Source organism: Haliea salexigens DSM 19537 (assembly GCF_000423125.1).
Classification (GTDB): domain Bacteria; phylum Pseudomonadota; class Gammaproteobacteria; order Pseudomonadales; family Halieaceae; genus Haliea; species Haliea salexigens.
Map to the genome: position 1 here is coordinate 56,844 of NZ_AUHJ01000011.1, position 14,751 is coordinate 71,594.

General features: G+C 63.1%; 15 protein-coding genes and 1 tRNA gene. 9 read left to right on the forward strand and 7 right to left on the reverse strand.

Features of this window, described 5'->3' with window-relative positions; genetic code table 11:
* Positions 1 to 9: 9 nt before the first annotated feature.
* Positions 10 to 1,386, reverse strand: a complete 1,377-nt coding sequence (locus G533_RS23580) for a glycerophosphodiester phosphodiesterase family protein (RefSeq protein ID WP_051230334.1) — start codon at positions 1,384 to 1,386, stop codon at positions 10 to 12.
* Positions 1,387 to 1,455: 69 nt separating this feature from the next.
* Positions 1,456 to 2,400 carry a cyclase family protein gene (locus G533_RS0113215; RefSeq protein WP_051230336.1) on the reverse strand — a complete coding sequence of 315 codons (945 nt, stop codon included), beginning with the start codon at positions 2,398 to 2,400 and terminating at the stop codon, positions 1,456 to 1,458.
* A 102-nt stretch (positions 2,401 to 2,502) separates the two neighbouring features.
* Here G533_RS0113215 and G533_RS0113220 point away from each other — a divergent pair, with 102 nt between their 5' ends.
* From G533_RS0113220 to G533_RS0113235, 4 genes are all read left to right on the forward strand, one after another.
* Complete coding sequence (locus G533_RS0113220; RefSeq protein WP_027950362.1) at positions 2,503 to 3,111, forward strand: hypothetical protein; 609 nt, start codon at positions 2,503 to 2,505, stop codon at positions 3,109 to 3,111.
* Positions 3,108 to 3,974 (forward strand): alpha/beta hydrolase family protein, encoded by an 867-nt coding sequence (locus tag G533_RS22015; protein ID WP_051230338.1) that lies wholly within the window; start codon positions 3,108 to 3,110, stop codon positions 3,972 to 3,974. The genes G533_RS0113220 and G533_RS22015 overlap by 4 nt, the downstream gene beginning before the upstream one ends.
* On the forward strand, positions 3,971 to 5,200 hold the full coding sequence (kynU, locus tag G533_RS0113230) for a kynureninase (RefSeq protein WP_027950363.1): 1,230 nt from the start codon (positions 3,971 to 3,973) through the stop codon (positions 5,198 to 5,200). Before G533_RS22015 ends, kynU begins: the two co-directional genes overlap by 4 nt.
* 64 nt (positions 5,201 to 5,264) lie before the next feature.
* A complete protein-coding gene (locus tag G533_RS0113235; protein WP_027950364.1) occupies positions 5,265 to 7,010 on the forward strand; it encodes a DUF885 domain-containing protein in 1,746 nt (581 codons plus the stop codon).
* Positions 7,011 to 7,016: 6 nt separating this feature from the next.
* Here G533_RS0113235 and G533_RS0113240 read toward each other — a convergent pair whose 3' ends face one another.
* Positions 7,017 to 7,730, reverse strand: coding sequence for a YebC/PmpR family DNA-binding transcriptional regulator (locus G533_RS0113240; protein ID WP_027950365.1), 714 nt, complete (start codon positions 7,728 to 7,730; stop codon positions 7,017 to 7,019).
* A 161-nt stretch (positions 7,731 to 7,891) separates the two neighbouring features.
* Between G533_RS0113240 and G533_RS0113245 the strand changes: the two genes are divergently transcribed.
* Genes G533_RS0113245 through G533_RS0113255 form a run of 3 tightly spaced genes read left to right on the forward strand, consistent with a single transcriptional unit; the run spans position 7,892 to position 10,135 of the window.
* Complete coding sequence (locus G533_RS0113245; RefSeq protein WP_027950366.1) at positions 7,892 to 8,689, forward strand: hypothetical protein; 798 nt, start codon at positions 7,892 to 7,894, stop codon at positions 8,687 to 8,689.
* A gap of 3 nt (positions 8,690 to 8,692) precedes the next feature.
* Positions 8,693 to 9,538: a glutathione-dependent disulfide-bond oxidoreductase gene (gene yghU, locus G533_RS0113250; RefSeq protein WP_027950367.1), complete on the forward strand. Its 846-nt coding sequence runs from the start codon at positions 8,693 to 8,695 to the stop codon at positions 9,536 to 9,538.
* A 48-nt stretch (positions 9,539 to 9,586) separates the two neighbouring features.
* Complete coding sequence (locus G533_RS0113255; protein ID WP_027950368.1) at positions 9,587 to 10,135, forward strand: DUF2058 domain-containing protein; 549 nt, start codon at positions 9,587 to 9,589, stop codon at positions 10,133 to 10,135.
* A 23-nt stretch (positions 10,136 to 10,158) separates the two neighbouring features.
* Here the strand turns inward: G533_RS0113255 and G533_RS0113260 are convergent, their stop codons facing one another.
* A complete protein-coding gene (locus G533_RS0113260) occupies positions 10,159 to 10,773 on the reverse strand; it encodes a DUF4136 domain-containing protein (protein ID WP_027950369.1) in 615 nt (204 codons plus the stop codon).
* A 156-nt stretch (positions 10,774 to 10,929) separates the two neighbouring features.
* Here G533_RS0113260 and G533_RS0113265 point away from each other — a divergent pair, with 156 nt between their 5' ends.
* Both G533_RS0113265 and G533_RS0113270 read left to right on the forward strand, forming a co-directional pair.
* Positions 10,930 to 11,388 (forward strand): nuclear transport factor 2 family protein, encoded by a 459-nt coding sequence (locus G533_RS0113265; protein WP_027950370.1) that lies wholly within the window; start codon positions 10,930 to 10,932, stop codon positions 11,386 to 11,388.
* Positions 11,375 to 12,643, forward strand: a complete 1,269-nt coding sequence (locus G533_RS0113270; RefSeq protein WP_158413421.1) for a cytochrome P450 — start codon at positions 11,375 to 11,377, stop codon at positions 12,641 to 12,643. Before G533_RS0113265 ends, G533_RS0113270 begins: the two co-directional genes overlap by 14 nt.
* Positions 12,644 to 12,656: 13 nt before the next feature.
* On the opposite strand, the gene G533_RS0113275 is transcribed toward G533_RS0113270, so the two are convergent.
* From G533_RS0113275 to G533_RS23585, 3 genes are all read right to left on the reverse strand, one after another.
* Positions 12,657 to 12,733 (reverse strand) — tRNA-Ile (locus tag G533_RS0113275).
* A gap of 85 nt (positions 12,734 to 12,818) precedes the next feature.
* Positions 12,819 to 13,565, reverse strand: a complete 747-nt coding sequence (locus tag G533_RS22020; RefSeq protein ID WP_051230342.1) for a hypothetical protein — start codon at positions 13,563 to 13,565, stop codon at positions 12,819 to 12,821.
* A 140-nt stretch (positions 13,566 to 13,705) separates the two neighbouring features.
* The gene (locus G533_RS23585; RefSeq protein ID WP_027950372.1) at positions 13,706 to 14,716 is read right to left on the reverse strand and encodes a glycosyltransferase family 2 protein; all 1,011 of its coding nucleotides are present in this window, start codon (positions 14,714 to 14,716) and stop codon (positions 13,706 to 13,708) included.
* Between the last annotated feature and the right edge of the window lie 35 nt (positions 14,717 to 14,751).

Consider the following 14,751-nt stretch of genomic DNA (forward strand, 5'->3'; position numbering starts at 1 on the left):
GGGTTCTCGTCAGTCGCAGCGGCGTTCAGAAGGTGGTGTGTCCAGCAGGGACTGCAGGAGCACGGGACGGTCGGTCATTATAGCATCGACCCCCAGCGCCATCATCTGCAGCATGTCTTCGCAGGCATTGATGGTCCACACCTGAACGGCCAGGTTGGCGGCGTGTGCGTCGGCGACAAAATCCTCGTTGACTACCTGCAGGAAGAAACCCTCGGGCAGCTGCCCGTCGCCAGTAATCTGGCTGGTGTCAGGTGGTACCTGAAAGGATACGTGCTCCGGCACCGGCGGGATTATGCCGGGTCCCTGTGCGGCCAGTACCAGGCCGGTGCCCTGGCCCAGTGGCACGGAGGTGGGGATGCAGGGCGCAGCCTGCTTGAAGGCCGTGGCGGCTTCGTCGACGAATGACGCCGCGATGATGTCGCTGGTGCGCCCGTAGCGCAGCAGCAAGGTCGCGATCTGTTGTTCGTAGTCGCCTATACCGTCCAGGTCGGGTTTCAATTCCACGTTCAGGAGATTCCCGGCAAAGCGCTGTAGCGCCTCCTCCAGGGTGGGGATACGGAAATCCTCCCGGCTGTACCCGGGGGGTGGCGGGCGATCGCCGGTGGCGATGCCGCGAAACACGTAGTCGGCCTCCGGGCGATCGCGCGGAGTGCCAACGCCAGGCACAAACCAGTACGCGGCGTCGAACTCGCGCAGCTCAGCCAGCGTCAGGTCCACAACCTGCCCCCCGCCATTGGTGGTGCGATCCACGCTCAGGTCGTGGAGGATCACCAGCTCGTTGTCGAGGGTCTGGTAAACGTCCATTTCCAATACGTCGGCGCCAACCGTGGCCACCTCGGCGTAGGCATAAAGCGTGTTTTCGGGGAAGTCGATCACACCGCCCCGGTGGGCGTAGTTGAGCGGATCGGCACCGAACACGCGCCAGGGGTTGGGCTCTTTCAGCGCCGGGCTCGTGCACTGTGCATCGTCATTGGCGATGGTGCCCAGCGCCGCGTCACCGGTGGCTTCTGCGTTGCCGTCAACGGTGTAAACCAGGCGCAGTGTCTTGGCCGGCTCGTCAGCCGCGTTGCCAAACACATCAACGGTGATAGCGGCGCTGAGTGCCCCCGGCTCGAGGGTGACTTCACCTTCGGCAGGCAGGAAGTCGACATCGGGCTGTGCGCTGTCGCCCTCTGTGCGGTAACGCACACGCACGGCGGCCGGCTGAGCCTCGGTCATGCTGATCCGAAAGCGGAGCGCATTCATTTCCCCTGGCGCACCCTCCGGGATGGCGGTGGGCGCTATGCTCAGCGACGAGGGCGGCGGCGGTGGTACATCAGTACCGTCGGAGCAGCCCGCCAGCACAGCAATGGCGAGCGGAAGAAGCAGCGGTCGGGATGTATTCACAGGGAACAGTTCCTTGGTGGGAGGCGCATAACGCTACGCAATTTCCGTGACAATCGCTAGCGCATCTCGTTAGCGAATAGCGACAGGGTTGATAATGGCCTGCACGGCACCGACAAAGCGTGGCTGCCCGAGCACAAACAGGAACTCCTGCACCTGATCCGCCACCAGGGCGCGCGTGTCCATGTTTTCCAGTATGTAAACGCCCTGGCGTGCGAGCAGTTCCTGATGGGCCGGGAACAGTACCTCGGCTTTATCGCCGGGCAGGGCGTCGAGCCCCCAGGTGTCTGCCCCCACCGCGACCACGCCGAGCTCCCCCAGGTAGCGTGCGCCGTCCTCACCCAGGCCGGGTTCGCCCGCCATGAAGCGGGCCGGGTCACTGTCGGCGATCGACAGCCAGCCGGTATGGAACAGCACCACGTCACCCTGTTTCAGGCGCACATTCTGGGCACGGGCGGCGGCTTTGATGTGTTCACTGTTGAACACGGTGCCCGCATCCAGCATGGGTTGGTTGAAGTGCGCGGCCATGTTGAGCAGCACGCCGCGGCTGACGATGGGGGGCAGGCTGTCGATGCTGAACGTGGTGAGGCCGGTCACTGTGACGAATTCGCTGGCGTGCTTGCCGTTGTAGTAGCGATGATCGATGCCGAGGTGGCCGAGGCCATCGATCTGGCTGCCGATACCCATCCAGGTTTGCAGCAGGTCGTCGTTGGAGGTCATACGATTCGAAGCCATCGGTGTGCCCAGGCCGTCATCCAGTTGCAGCACTGTCATGGCGTAGCGGCGCGGCCCGTAGGCGGGTGAGTTTGGCCCCGTCGGTACGCCCAGGGCGTAGGTTTTACCGGTGGTCACCAGCCGCGCGGCCTCCACGACAATCTCCGGTGACAGGAAGTTGATGGCGCCCAGCGTGTCATCCGCGCCGTGGCGAGAGGGGTACCAGTCATCCGCCAGTGCCGGAGTCGCGAGCAGCAGTGCTGCCAGAAGTGTTCGCAGTTGAGCCTTGCGTGAAGCTGTCATGCCGAGATTCCTCAGTCTTGTTATCGTTGCGGCCTGTAGTCGCCAGCCGCTCTGGGATAGCATACGGTGCCAGACCCCGTCGACCAAGAGGATTCACCCGTCATGAAAATCATTGTTGCGCTGCTGTCCGCGCTACTGGCCGCCTGCCAGGCGGGTGCGCCGGCGCCCCAGGCCTCAGCCCCCGCGCTGAGCGCCTGCGATATGAGCGAGAACCTGCTGGGCAATCCGGGTTTTGCCAGTGAGGGCGAAAGCGGTTCCCGCCGCCCCTGGTCCGGCTCACAGCACGCCGGCGAGCCCTCTTTCACCACGGAAGTGGATGACGGCGTGTTGACCATCGAGAAAATTGCCACCCAGCCGTGGTTCAAGTTCAGCCAGGCCCCCAGAGCCCGTCCCCTGCGAGGCGAGCAGTTGCTGTTTCAGGCGGAGCTGAAACTGGCGCTGGATACCCATGAGGTTATCCACGGCTTCAAGCGCGGCGGCGGTGCGCAGATTCTCATCTGGGGCGACCCTGACCCGGTGATGGGCGGTGATCGCCTGATGCTGGAAAGCACCCTCGAGCACGAGCCGCATCTGGGGCAGACGGACTGGTTCACGGTACGTATCCCGGTGAGTGTGCCGGCAACGGCCACGCGGATGAACGTGGGCTTTGTGCACCAGGCCAACGGGGTGATGCAGGTGCGTAATCCCGGCCTGTATCGCTGTGCCCCGTGAGCCTGCCTCGACGCCTGCAGGCGCTCCTGCTGCACCTGTCGTTGACCTGGCTGGCAGCGACGGCTAGCGCTGAGCAGGTCGTCATGCCTGTGAGTTTTGACGAGGTGTTGGCCGCGCAGTCTGCGTCGCACAGTGGACAGTTTGCCTACGGTGCGGCACAGAGCCAGTATGCCCGGCTCTGGCGGGCGCCTGTTGCCCACGAGCCGGCGCCGGTGGTGGTTCTGGTGCACGGCGGTTGCTGGCTGCAGGCGTACGACGTGGCACATATCGCGCCGCTGGCCAGCGCGCTTGCCGCGGCCGGTTTCGCGGTGTGGGCGCCTGAATACCGGCGGCTGGGTGAGCCCGGGGGCGGCTGGCCGGGCAGTGCCGAAGATGTGCTGGTGGCGGTTCAGGCCCTGCGCGAACTGGGCCCGGCCCATGTGGACCTGCAACGCGTGGTGCTAGCCGGGCACTCCGCGGGCGGTCAGCTCGCGCTGTGGGCCAGTGCCGCGTTACCCGGCGATGGCGAGGCTGGCCTGCGGGTGCGCGGGGTCATCGGGCTTGCAGCCATCACCGACCTTCACGACTATGCGGCGGGCAATAACAGCTGCCAACAAGCCGCTGTGCGTTTTCTCGGCGGGCGGCCCGACGAGGTGCCCGCGCACTATGCTGCGGCGTCCCCGCGAGAATTGACCCTGCCTCAGGCGACCATTCTGCTGCATGGCGATGTCGATCCCATTGTGCCTCTCGCGCAGGCACAGGCGATCACCGCGGCCGAGATGCGGGTTGTGGGGGGCGCGGGACATTTCGACCTGATTCACCCGGACACGGCCGCTTTCCCCGCGCTTGTGCGGGCACTGAACGATGTGCTGGAGCAACCATGAAAGACGCCGCCGCACTGGATGCAGACGATGCCCTCGGGTATCTGCGCGGACGTTTTCAGCTGCCAGCAGACACCGTCTACCTGGACGGCAATTCACTCGGCGTGCTACCGGCTGCCGTGCCGGCGCGGCTGGCGCAGTTACTTCGCGACGAGTGGGGCCAGGACCTCATCAGCAGCTGGAATCGCCACGACTGGATCGGGATGCCGGTTGCCGTTGGCGAAAAAATTGCCGGGCTGCTCGGCGCCGGCCCCGGGCAGGTCATTTGCTGCGACAGTATTTCGGTCAACCTGTTCAAGCTGCTCACCACCGCGCTGCAGTTGCGGCCCGGGCGCACCGTGATTCTCAGCGAAGAGGGCAACTTTCCCACCGATCTGTACCTCACCCAGGGCATCAGTGACCTGCTCGGTACTGCGCGCTGCTCGGTGCGCAGTGTGCCGCCGGAGGAGTTGATCAGCGCCATGGCCGAGGATGTCGCCGTGCTCATGCTCACCCAGGTGAATTTCCGCGACGGCAGCCTGCACGATATGCAGGCACTGACGCGTGCGGCGCATGACCGGGGCATCCTCGTACTCTGGGATTTGGCCCACAGCGCCGGTGTGCTGCCGATTGAACTGGATGCCTGGCAGGTGGATATGGCGGTGGGCTGCGGCTACAAGTTTCTCAATGGCGGGCCGGGCGCGCCGGCCTTTGTCTACCTGGCATCGCGTCATCAAAACCAGGTGGCGCAGCCGCTGTGTGGTTGGCTGGGGCATGCGCAGCCCTTTGCCTTCGAGCCGGGCTATCGCCCCGCGGCGGGGGTGCAGCGCTACCTTGCCGGGACCCCGGGTATCCTCGGCATGGCCGCCCTGGACACGGCTCTGGACTGTTTTGCCGGTGTGTCGATGACCGCCCTGCGCGCAAAGTCCCTCGCGCTCTCTGGTTATTTCATCAATGGCCTGCAGGAAGAATTGCACGGTGGTGTGCTGCGCCTGCTCACGCCGCGCGATGCGTCGCGCCGGGGCAGCCAAGTGGCGCTGTCGCACCCTCACGCCTGGGGGGTGTCCCAGGCGCTGATTGCCGCCGGGGTTATTGTCGATTTTCGTGAGCCGGACGTTGTGCGTTTCGGGTTCGCGCCGCTGTACAACAGCTTCTCTGACGTGGCTTATGCGCTTGGCCGGCTGCGGCACATTCTCGCCACCGAGGCTTACCGCGATGCCCGCTTCAGTGAGCGGCCCCGGGTCACTTGAATACCCACTCGTCCCGGCGGCTGCTATCCTGCCGTTGCCGCGATCCTGCCTGCCGGAGACTGTCATGCCCTGTTTATTGCGCCACCGAGCCCTGCTCATTGCCGTTGCTTTTTTTTCACCGCTTGCCTGGACGGCGGATGCCCGCGAGCAACTGCACACACTGCTGGATGAGTACTGGGCGCGCGCAACGCAGGAGCAAGTGTTTTTTCGCACCGACCCGGATGCTTTCCGCCCGGCAGGCAAATTACCCGACCTGAGCCCGGCGGGCCGTGAACGGCGTCGTCAGTTCAATGCAGAGATGCTGGAGCGACTGGACGGAATCGATACCGGCGCGCTGACCGGCCAGGATGCCATCAGCGCGCGACTGTTCCGCTACGAGCGCGAGACGGAGCGCGCGAGCTACGGCTACCAGGACCACATGTTCCCTATCACCAGCCTGTTTGGCTACCACAGCTACTTCGCCAATGCGCCGACGAACATGCCCTTTGCTACGCTTGCAGACTATGAGCAGTACCTGGTCAGCCTGGCCGACTTTCCGCGCTACAACCGCGAGCAGATAGCTGCACTGCAGGCCGGGGTGGACAGCGGGTTCACGCAGCACTGCGGTGCGCTGGGAGGTGTGGAGGCGAGCATTGCCGAGTTGCTGGTGGAAAGCCCCGAGCAGAGCAGCCTGTATGCGCCCTTTGTTGCGCTGCCCGATGCCGTGCCGGCCGCTGAGCGCGCACGCCTGCGCGATCGCGGAGAGGCGCTTATCGCCAACGCCGTGTTGCCCGCCTACCGCGAACTGTTCGCCTTCTACCGCGACCGCTATCTGCCGGCGTGTCGTGAGCAGGTAGGAATCACCAGCGTGCCGGGCGGCGATGCCTACTATGCGTATCTTCTCAATTACTTCACCACGACGGACCTGAGCGCGGAGGATATCCACGAATTGGGCCTGCGGGAAACCGAGCGTATCCGCGGTGAAATGGCGGAGATCATCGCCCGCACCGGCTTTCAGGGCAGTTTCCGCGGCTTTCTCGATCAGCTGCGCGCGGCCCCTGAGTCCTACGCTGGCTCCGCTCAGGAGCTGATGGAGAAAACCGCCCTGGTGGCCAAGCGAGCCGACGGCATGATGCCGCGCTTTTTCGGCCACCTCGCACGCAATACCTACGAAATCCGCAATGCACCGGGGCGGGGCGCCTATTACGTTAGTGGCCCCGCAGACGGGCGCACCGCCGGGGTGTACTTTATCGATGCCAGCAGTTTTCCGTCGCAGCCCCTGTACGCACTGGAGGCGCTCACCCTGCACGAGGCTGTACCCGGTCATCACCATCAGTCGGCACTGGCGCTGGAGCTTGATTTGCCCGCATTCCGCCGCCCGCTGTACCACGCTGCGTTCGGCGAGGGCTGGGGCTTGTACGCTGAAAGCCTGGGCAAGGAGATGGGTTTCTACACCGACCCGCACAGTGACTTCGGGCGCCTGACCTATGAGATATGGCGCGCCAACCGGCTGGTTATTGATACCGGCCTGCACGCGTTTGGCTGGTCGCGCCAGCAGGCCATATACTACCTGCTGGAAAACTCCGCGTTGTCAGAGGCAGAGGTGGTATCGGAAGTGGACCGCTATATTACCTGGCCCGGCCAGGCCACGGCGTACAAGATCGGCGAGTTGCGCATTCAGGCGCTGCGGGCGCAGGCGCAGGAGGCGCTGGGTAGTGACTTTGATCTGCGCGCTTTCCACGACGTGGTGGTCGGCAACGGCTCGCTGGCGATTGCGATTCTGGAAGACGTGGTCGAGGGCTGGATTGAGGCTCAGCGCGCCGCCCTGTGAGCGTGCTCAGGCGGCGTTGTGATAGACGTTCTGCACATCGTCCAGGTAGTTGAGCATATCCAGCAGGCGCTCCATGACCTGCGCATCCTCGCCCTCAAGTGCCACTGACGCCTGGGGGACAAACTGCACCTCGTCGACTTCAAACTCCAGCTCGCTGAAGGCGTCGAGTAGCGCCTGGCGGGCCTTGAAGTGCTCGGTGTGGGGTACGAAGGCGCTGACGCGTCCCTCCTCGCACTCAATGTCGGTCACGTCCACATCGGCATCCATCAGCGCTTCCAGTGCGGCTTCCTCGTCGTCTCCCGGGAAAACCAGAATAGCGCTGTGGTCGAACAGGTGGCTTACGCTGCCCGGTGTGCCCAGCTTGCACTTGGTTTTGGTAAAGCAGTGGCGCACATCGCCGAAGGTGCGGTTCGGGTTGTCGGTCAGGCATTCCACAATCACCATGGTGCCACCCGGTCCGAAACCCTCGTAGCGGGCAACCGAGAAGTCTTCGCCGCCGCCTCCGCTGGCCTTGTCCAGTGCCTTTTCGATCACGTGCGCAGGCACCTGGTCCTTGCGTGCGCGCTCAAGCAGGCTGCGCAGCGCGAGGTTGGCATCCGGGTCGGTGCCGCCGGATTTGCCGGTGACGTATATCTCCCGGGCGTACTTGCTGTACACCCGCGCCTTGGCGTCGGATGTCTTGGCGATGGAGTCTTTGCGGTTCTGGTAGGCGCGGCCCATGTGCTGGTCCCGTTGGTCAGAGAGCCGCGCATTATAGAGCCTGCCCCCGGGGGCTTGACAAGCACCGGTCCCCTTGTGCAGGTGAAACTGCCGGTTACGGACTCCGGCGAGCCTGCTAGACTACGGCGGCAACGCTGCGCGCAGCGCACACGGAGGAGCCTATGAAAAACCGCATGCTAGTGACCTTGCAGGCGCTTGCCTGCCTGATGCTGCTGACCCTGCAGCCACAGGCGTGGGCAGCAGAAGAGGGCGTGCTTACGCCACTGAAAGTGCTGGTGCGTAGTGACGATGCCAAGTTCATCGGCAGCAAGGTGGGCGGGCTACAGGTGCAGGTGCGCGCGGTGGCAACCGGCGAGGTCCTGGCGCACGGCCCGCTGGAGGGTGGCACCGGAGATACTGCCGCCCTGATGCAACAGCCGCAATTGCGTGGGCAGTCGGCAACAACAGGCGAACCGGCGAGCTTCAATGCCGAGCTGGCGCTTGAACGGCCTACCCGGGTGGAGATTGTCGTGACCGGTCCATTGGGGGTAGCGCAAAGCGCGCAATCGACAGCACTGAGCCTGTGGCTGTTGCCGGGTGAAGATCGCGCGCAGCGTCCGGTAATTCTGCATATGTCCGGGCTGATTGTGGATCTGGTCGACTACCAGCTCGCCGCGCAGGCGCTTACCGTTACCGCGCAGGTCACCATGCTCTGCGGGTGCCCTCTCGACCGCGACGGCCTCTGGCCTGTCAGTGATTTCAGCGTGGCGCTGCAGGTGTTGCAGGCGGGTCAGCCTGTGGCGCAGCAAGCCCTGACGTTCACCGGGGTCGAAAACGAATTTTCCGGCACGCTCACCCTGCCCGGTGCGGGCGATTTCGAGCTGCAGGTCACCGCGACCCAGCGCAGTACCGGCAACGCCGGCGTCTATCAACACCCGTTGCGGGTTTCCGCCGCGGCGCAGCAACCACAGGAGCAGTAAGGCATGAGTGAGTCAAACGAGTACGTGCCACCCAAAGTATGGACCTGGGAGCCCGGCAATGGTGGTCGGTTTGCCAATATCAATCGGCCCATCGCCGGTGCCACGCACGACCACACACTGCCTCGGGGTGAGCACCCGCTGCAGCTCTACTCCCTCGCCACGCCGAACGGTGTGAAAGTGACGGTGCTGCTGGAGGAGCTGCTGGCACTGGGTCACCAGGGCGCGGAATATGATGCCTGGTTGATCAACATCCTTGAGGGCGATCAGTTCGGTTCCGGCTTTGTCGAGATCAACCCCAACTCCAAGATTCCCGCACTGCTGGATTGCAGTACCGACCCTGCCACGCGGGTGTTCGAGTCCGGCGCGATACTCCTCTACCTGGCGGAAAAATTCGGCGAATTCCTGCCTGAAGACGCCGGCCCTCGCGCGGAATGCTTTTCCTGGCTGTTCTGGCAGATGGGCAGTGTGCCGTACCTGGGTGGCGGTTTTGGCCATTTTTATGCCTATGCGCCGGAGAAACTCGAGTACCCGATCAACCGTTTCACCATGGAAGTGAAGCGTCAACTGGATGTGCTGGATCGCAACCTCGCCGAGCGACGCTTCCTCTGTGGCGACCACTACACCATCGCCGATATGGCGAACTGGCCCTGGTATGGCGGCCTGATGCTCGACAACCTGTATGAATCGAAAGAGTTTCTCGATGTGGACTCCTATGTGCACGTCAACCGCTGGGCCAGGGAAATTGCCGAGCGGCCCGCGGTGCTGCGCGGGCGCCGGGTGAACCGTGTCTGGGGCGACGAAGAGAAGCGTCACCCCGAGCGCCACTCGGCGCAGGATCTGGATGAGTAGGATGATGGAGTCAAACAGGGTTTGTGGCGGCGTGGGAGGCCGGGTCTGATGGCGGGTTCACTACAGGATCAATTGTTGCAGGCAGGCCTCGCGGATACGGCCAAGGCCAAGCGTTTGGCCAAGGACAAACGCAAGCAGGCCAATGTGGCGCGTCGTGGCGGGCACGACCCGGCAGAGGAAACCCGCGAGGCCGCACGCCTGGCACAGGCAAACAAGGCTGAACGTGACCGTGAGCTGAACGAGGCGCGCAATGCTGAGGCATCGCGCAAGGCGATCAACGCGCAGATCAAGCAGCTGGTCGCCAATCACAAACTGCCGCGCGGCAAGGGTGATGTGGGCTTCAATTTCACCGATGGTACCCGGGTGAAGAAGCTGTATGTCACCAGTATGGATCAGAAGCAGCTGGCGGCGGGCAACGTCGCTATCGTCAAACAGGGTGATCAGTACGAAATGCTGCCGCGCCCCATCGCCGACAAGATTGCCGAACGCGATGCCGCGCGGGTGATTATCTGCAGCGAGGCGGACGCCACTGGCCTCAGCGCGGAGGAGCAGGACTGGTACAAGGACTACGAGATTCCCGACGACCTCATGTGGTGAGGGCGCCGGGCCACGCTCCGCTGCTATTGGGCGGGCGCAGGGCTCGGCGGGAAGTCGGCCAGCAGTTCGCTGGCAACCTCGGAGGCTACACGGTTCTTGTCGTTGATCGACATATCCTCTTTCAGGCGGCCCTCGGCGATGCCGCGCCAGATTATCTTGCTGCTGCGCGTATCAATGATATCCAGCACCACCGTACCTTCCTTGTAGGTTCTGACGCTGGGGCCGGAGCTGTAGCCCAGGCTCACCGCCGAGCCATACGTGCCGACGCCCACCCCGCCGTGCATACCCGCTGACGGGTAGCCGCTGAAGCTGTCAATGCGCATCTGCTGCTCTTTGGATATGTGGTAGTTCACCCACAGGTCGGCGCGTTCCGTGGTGCTTTCGCGCAGGCCATGGGCTTTCAGTTCGCGGTCGACATAGGTGCGTACGCGCTTGTCCGAGCTGTTGTACTGCCGGTACTCGGCGAGCTCGGAGCCGTGGATGTCGTCGTACCAGCGGTAGCTGCGGAAGCTGTTGAAGTCTGCATCGTCGGCATAATCAACCGTGAAGGTGGGTTGACTGCTGCAAGCGATGAGGGTCAACAGCAGCGCAAGGAGCGCGGCGCCTCGCCACAGAAGCTGTGGGAATGGGTAAGACATGGCCGTGGGTTCCTGAGTTGTTGGCAGGCTGGTGGGTCATCATAGCGTTGCGCTGCGTTAAGTGCCACGCAAGCCCCGAACTCCGGCACAATCGGGTCGCAGCCTGGCAGGCCGTGTGCGAGGATGTTCGTGGCAACCAGTGAACGGAGAAGAATAATGACCGAACTTGAACGGATGCTCATCGTGAACGCAGTCCATCAGCTCAAGGGGCGATATTTCCGTACCCTGGACTGCAAGGACTGGGCGGGTTACGAAGCGGTGTTCGCGCCGGATCTGGTGGCCGATATGCGCGACGCCAGCGGCCAGCGCGATGAATCCCAGCTTATTTTCGGAGCTGCGGCCTACGTTGCCGGCCTCGCCCCAGCGCTGCAGGGCGTGATTACCGTGCACCATGGGCATTCGCCGGAAATCGATGTCCTGTCAGCCGCCGAGGCGACCGGTATCTGGGCGATGGAGGATAAACTGTGGCCCGGCCCCGACTCACCTTTACCCTTTCGCTTTCTGCACGGCTACGGCCACTATCACGAGCGTTATGTGCTGTGGGAGGGAGACTGGCGAATCCGTGAGATTCGGTTGAGCAGGCTGCATGTGGAGGTTGAACATGTCGGCGCATAGGCACCACGACCCTGTTCTTATGCGGGCGCCACTCTATTCCCCGGAACCGGACGAGATATTGTCCGATGAGGCCATCAGCAACCCGCAGCAGCTCTATGCGCGTTTGCGTCAGGATGCGCCACTCGCCCGCATCCACGCTTCGGGCGTTCACACTGTGGCAAACTGGTCGCTTATTGAGGAGGTGCTCAAACGGGAAGCAGATTTTTCTGCCAATCTTACCGGCGTGCTATACCGTGGCCCTGATGGACAGCCACAGTGCTTTGAGCTTCCTTCAAGTCGCGCCAACGAAGTCATCGCGACAGCTGACGACCCGCAGCATGCCGTGCACCGCAGCATACTCCAACCGGCTTTTCTCGCATCGCAGATCAAGGCGATGGAACCTCTGCTCAGGCGGTGGACGACTGCCACATTGCAACCGCTGCTTGACGCAGGGTCTGGGGATTTTGCCGCAGTCGCTGAACAGGTGCCGGCCCGGGCCGTGGCGCATTTGCTCGGGCTGCCGCAAGAGGACCTGCCGCAGCACCGCGTCTGGGCGATGATGGGCGGGGATATTCTCGCAGGACAAATTACCAGTGAAAGGCTGGAATTTCTGGCCAATGAAACCGCCAATATGTCGGCCTATCTGGGCAAGCATCTTGACCATGCCCTGGCCAACATCGACGACTCGGACACCGCACCGATATTGCATACGCTTGCCGGGGCTGTCGTAAGCGGTGAGGTTGACAGAGAGCAGGCACTGGGAATGGCGGTCATCCTGTTTGGCGCGGGTGGTGAATCGACCGCCGCCTTGATTGGCTCGATGCTCTACCGTCTGGCTCAGGCTCCCGACATGGCAGACCAGATACGGGAAAAACCCGAGCTGGCGCCATTGTTTGTGGAGGAGGTCATCCGGCTTGAGCCGCCCTTCAAGTTTCACTACCGGTCAGTGCGTCGGCCTTGCAGTCTGGGTGGCTACGAACTCGCCCCCGGTGACAGGCTCATGCTTTTGTGGGCTTCAGCCAATCGTGACCCGGAGCGCTTCAGCGACCCGGATGTGCTGCGGCTTGATCGCAAGCACTCTCGGCAGCACCTGGGTTTCGGTCGCGGGCTGCATTTCTGCATCGGCGCGAGCCTTGCTCGGCTGGAAGCCAGAATCGTGCTGGAAGAACTGCTGGCCGACGGCAGGCAGCCAGGCTGCATTGCGGGGCAACCGCCTGTGTATGCGCGCAGCATTTTCGTGCGTCGCCTTCAACACCTGCCCCTGGGGCTTACTTAGGACACTGCAAAAATGGTGGGCCCACCAGGACTTGAACCTGGGACCAATCGATTATGAGTCGACTGCTCTGACCAACTGAGCTATAGGCCCGATAAAGCAAGGGGTGGGATTATAAAGAAGAACCCACCGCAGTCACAGCCCCGAATGGAGCGATGATTGCGGTGGATGTGGCTCTCTAGGGGGCGGCAACAATATTCACTGCATCATAGAGGTTGGGCGAGCTGCAGTGTGACACATCGTCCATCGCGGCGTTGGCCCTGGCTATCCCGCCGCCGTTCATGTACGCCTCAAAGGCTTTGCCCAGTGCAGGATAGGATGGCCATGCGGCTACGTGGTAATAGTCAAATTCGGCATCACCACCGCCCAGAGATGGCGCAAACATCCAGCTCGCGCCGGGCGCCTCCATCTCCACCATCATGTCACTGACCGTTGTGTGGCCGGCCATCGCGTCGGCCATGCTGCTGTCGTCGTCGAGGGAGCAGCGAGCAAACCAGACGACGCCATCACCGGGGCCTCCCTCGGGGGGCAGCACGGTATAGGACGCCATCAATCCGTGACTGCAGTCGAGGGCGTCGACATACGCCTGTGACACGTCTCCCGATTCGTTTACCCACTTGTCCATCTGCGAGCCGAACTGCTCGGCGTTGGCGTATGCGCCGATAAAACCGACGTCGAAGGCTTCCTCTCCGGCACGGAACTGAGGAGTAATCATCCAGGCGTTATAGCCGCGGCTGTGTTTGGACGCCCACTTTTTCAGATCCTTGTTGGCGTTCTCGAGGTCGCCAAACCCCTTTCCCTCCTTGAAGGTGCAGGCATAGAGTTCAACGGGTTGTGCGTTCATGGCGTTCTGGGCGAAACTCGGCGCGGCTGTGGCGCCGGCTAGGGCGAGCGCTGCTGTTATGGCATAAGTTACTGATTTCATGGCACTATTTCCTGTAATTGTTATGAGGGCGATGCCAGTGAGACAGATATCGGCATGCGTTAAGCGTAGGTCATGAAGGGGGCGTGTCAATTTGCGGCTCGCGGCAGGACACGGTGGTGCTTGGTCGCAGCGTATTTTGCTCAGGCGCTATGCTTGCCCGAGCGCGCCTGCAGGCTCTCGATATTGCGCTGAATCACGTCATTGATCTCCGCACTCAACCCGCCCAGGTCCAGGCACGCCTGCAGCAGTGCGGCCGCGCGCTGATGGTCCCCCGCCTTGACGGCGAGGTTGGCCCGGTTCAGGCACATGGAGGGTGTGCGGTGCCCGGCGGCGTCTGCGCGTTGGTAGAGGTCGTTGGCGGCGCCGAAATCCTGTGCGCGGTAGCAGGCCTCCGCCGCGCCTTCGAGGCTGTGGCCGGGGCGATAGCCCAGTTCCGCGGCTCGCATAAAATAGTCACGCGCGCGCGCGCAGTCGTTGGCGTGATACATGGCGCTGGTTGCGGCGATGCTGTAAAGCCTGCCGCTGGGCGCAGCCGCCAGTTCGCGCTCCATCAATTCCAGATAGCGCAGCGAGCGTGCGGCACGCGGCCTCGCCGGGTTGGCGTCAATATAGTGGTGAATAGGCATATCGAGCGTGCCTTGTCGGTCTTCCGCTATGGCCGCGTCAACGGTCTCGTGGATGCTGCCGGCGTAGCGGATGTCGGGCCGGTTGCGGAACAGGCGCAGAATGGGGTTGACGGTGAAGCCAGTGAATCCGCGGCTGAGCGTCAGGTCCTGCGCCGGTTGCCAGCCAAAAGCCGACTGGTCGTTGTTGTAGTTGCACTGCTGCAGGAAAAAGCCATCCAGCGTTGTACTCTCGGTCAGCCTGCGCAGCGCGGCGAAGTCTGTGGGAGTGATCAGCTCATCCGCGTCCAGTACCAGAATCCAGTCGCAGCGTGCCTGCTCCAGGGAGTAGTTGCGTGCAGCGGCGTAGTCATCGTGCCAGGTGTAATCGAATACGCGGTCGGTGAACTCGGCGGCGATGCCTTTGCTACCGTCAGTGGAGCCGGTGTCTACCACAACCAGCTCGTCGACGTGGGGGGCGGCAGCGGCCAGGCAGTCGTGAAGGAAAAACGCTTCGTCCTTGACGATCATGCACAGTGAGAGGGGCATGTTCAGGCTCCAGCGGTACAGCGGCGGGCACTGGC

What these genes read in the sequence shown, in the direction of transcription:
- G533_RS0113215 (WP_051230336.1), bottom strand. Translation starts at nt 2,400, where the DNA reads ATGACAGCTTCACGCAAGGCTCAACTGCGAACACTTCTGGCAGCACTG.
- G533_RS0113220 (WP_027950362.1), top strand. Translation starts at nt 2,503, where the DNA reads ATGAAAATCATTGTTGCGCTGCTGTCCGCGCTACTGGCCGCCTGCCAG.
- kynU (WP_027950363.1), top strand. Translation starts at nt 3,971, where the DNA reads ATGAAAGACGCCGCCGCACTGGATGCAGACGATGCCCTCGGGTATCTG.
- G533_RS0113235 (WP_027950364.1), top strand. Translation starts at nt 5,265, where the DNA reads ATGCCCTGTTTATTGCGCCACCGAGCCCTGCTCATTGCCGTTGCTTTT.
- G533_RS0113240 (WP_027950365.1), bottom strand. Translation starts at nt 7,730, where the DNA reads ATGGGCCGCGCCTACCAGAACCGCAAAGACTCCATCGCCAAGACATCC.
- G533_RS0113245 (WP_027950366.1), top strand. Translation starts at nt 7,892, where the DNA reads ATGAAAAACCGCATGCTAGTGACCTTGCAGGCGCTTGCCTGCCTGATG.
- yghU (WP_027950367.1), top strand. Translation starts at nt 8,693, where the DNA reads ATGAGTGAGTCAAACGAGTACGTGCCACCCAAAGTATGGACCTGGGAG.
- G533_RS0113255 (WP_027950368.1), top strand. Translation starts at nt 9,587, where the DNA reads ATGGCGGGTTCACTACAGGATCAATTGTTGCAGGCAGGCCTCGCGGAT.
- G533_RS0113260 (WP_027950369.1), bottom strand. Translation starts at nt 10,773, where the DNA reads ATGTCTTACCCATTCCCACAGCTTCTGTGGCGAGGCGCCGCGCTCCTT.
- G533_RS0113265 (WP_027950370.1), top strand. Translation starts at nt 10,930, where the DNA reads ATGACCGAACTTGAACGGATGCTCATCGTGAACGCAGTCCATCAGCTC.
- G533_RS0113270 (WP_158413421.1), top strand. Translation starts at nt 11,375, where the DNA reads ATGTCGGCGCATAGGCACCACGACCCTGTTCTTATGCGGGCGCCACTC.
- G533_RS22020 (WP_051230342.1), bottom strand. Translation starts at nt 13,565, where the DNA reads ATGAAATCAGTAACTTATGCCATAACAGCAGCGCTCGCCCTAGCCGGC.
- G533_RS23585 (WP_027950372.1), bottom strand. Translation starts at nt 14,716, where the DNA reads ATGCCCCTCTCACTGTGCATGATCGTCAAGGACGAAGCGTTTTTCCTT.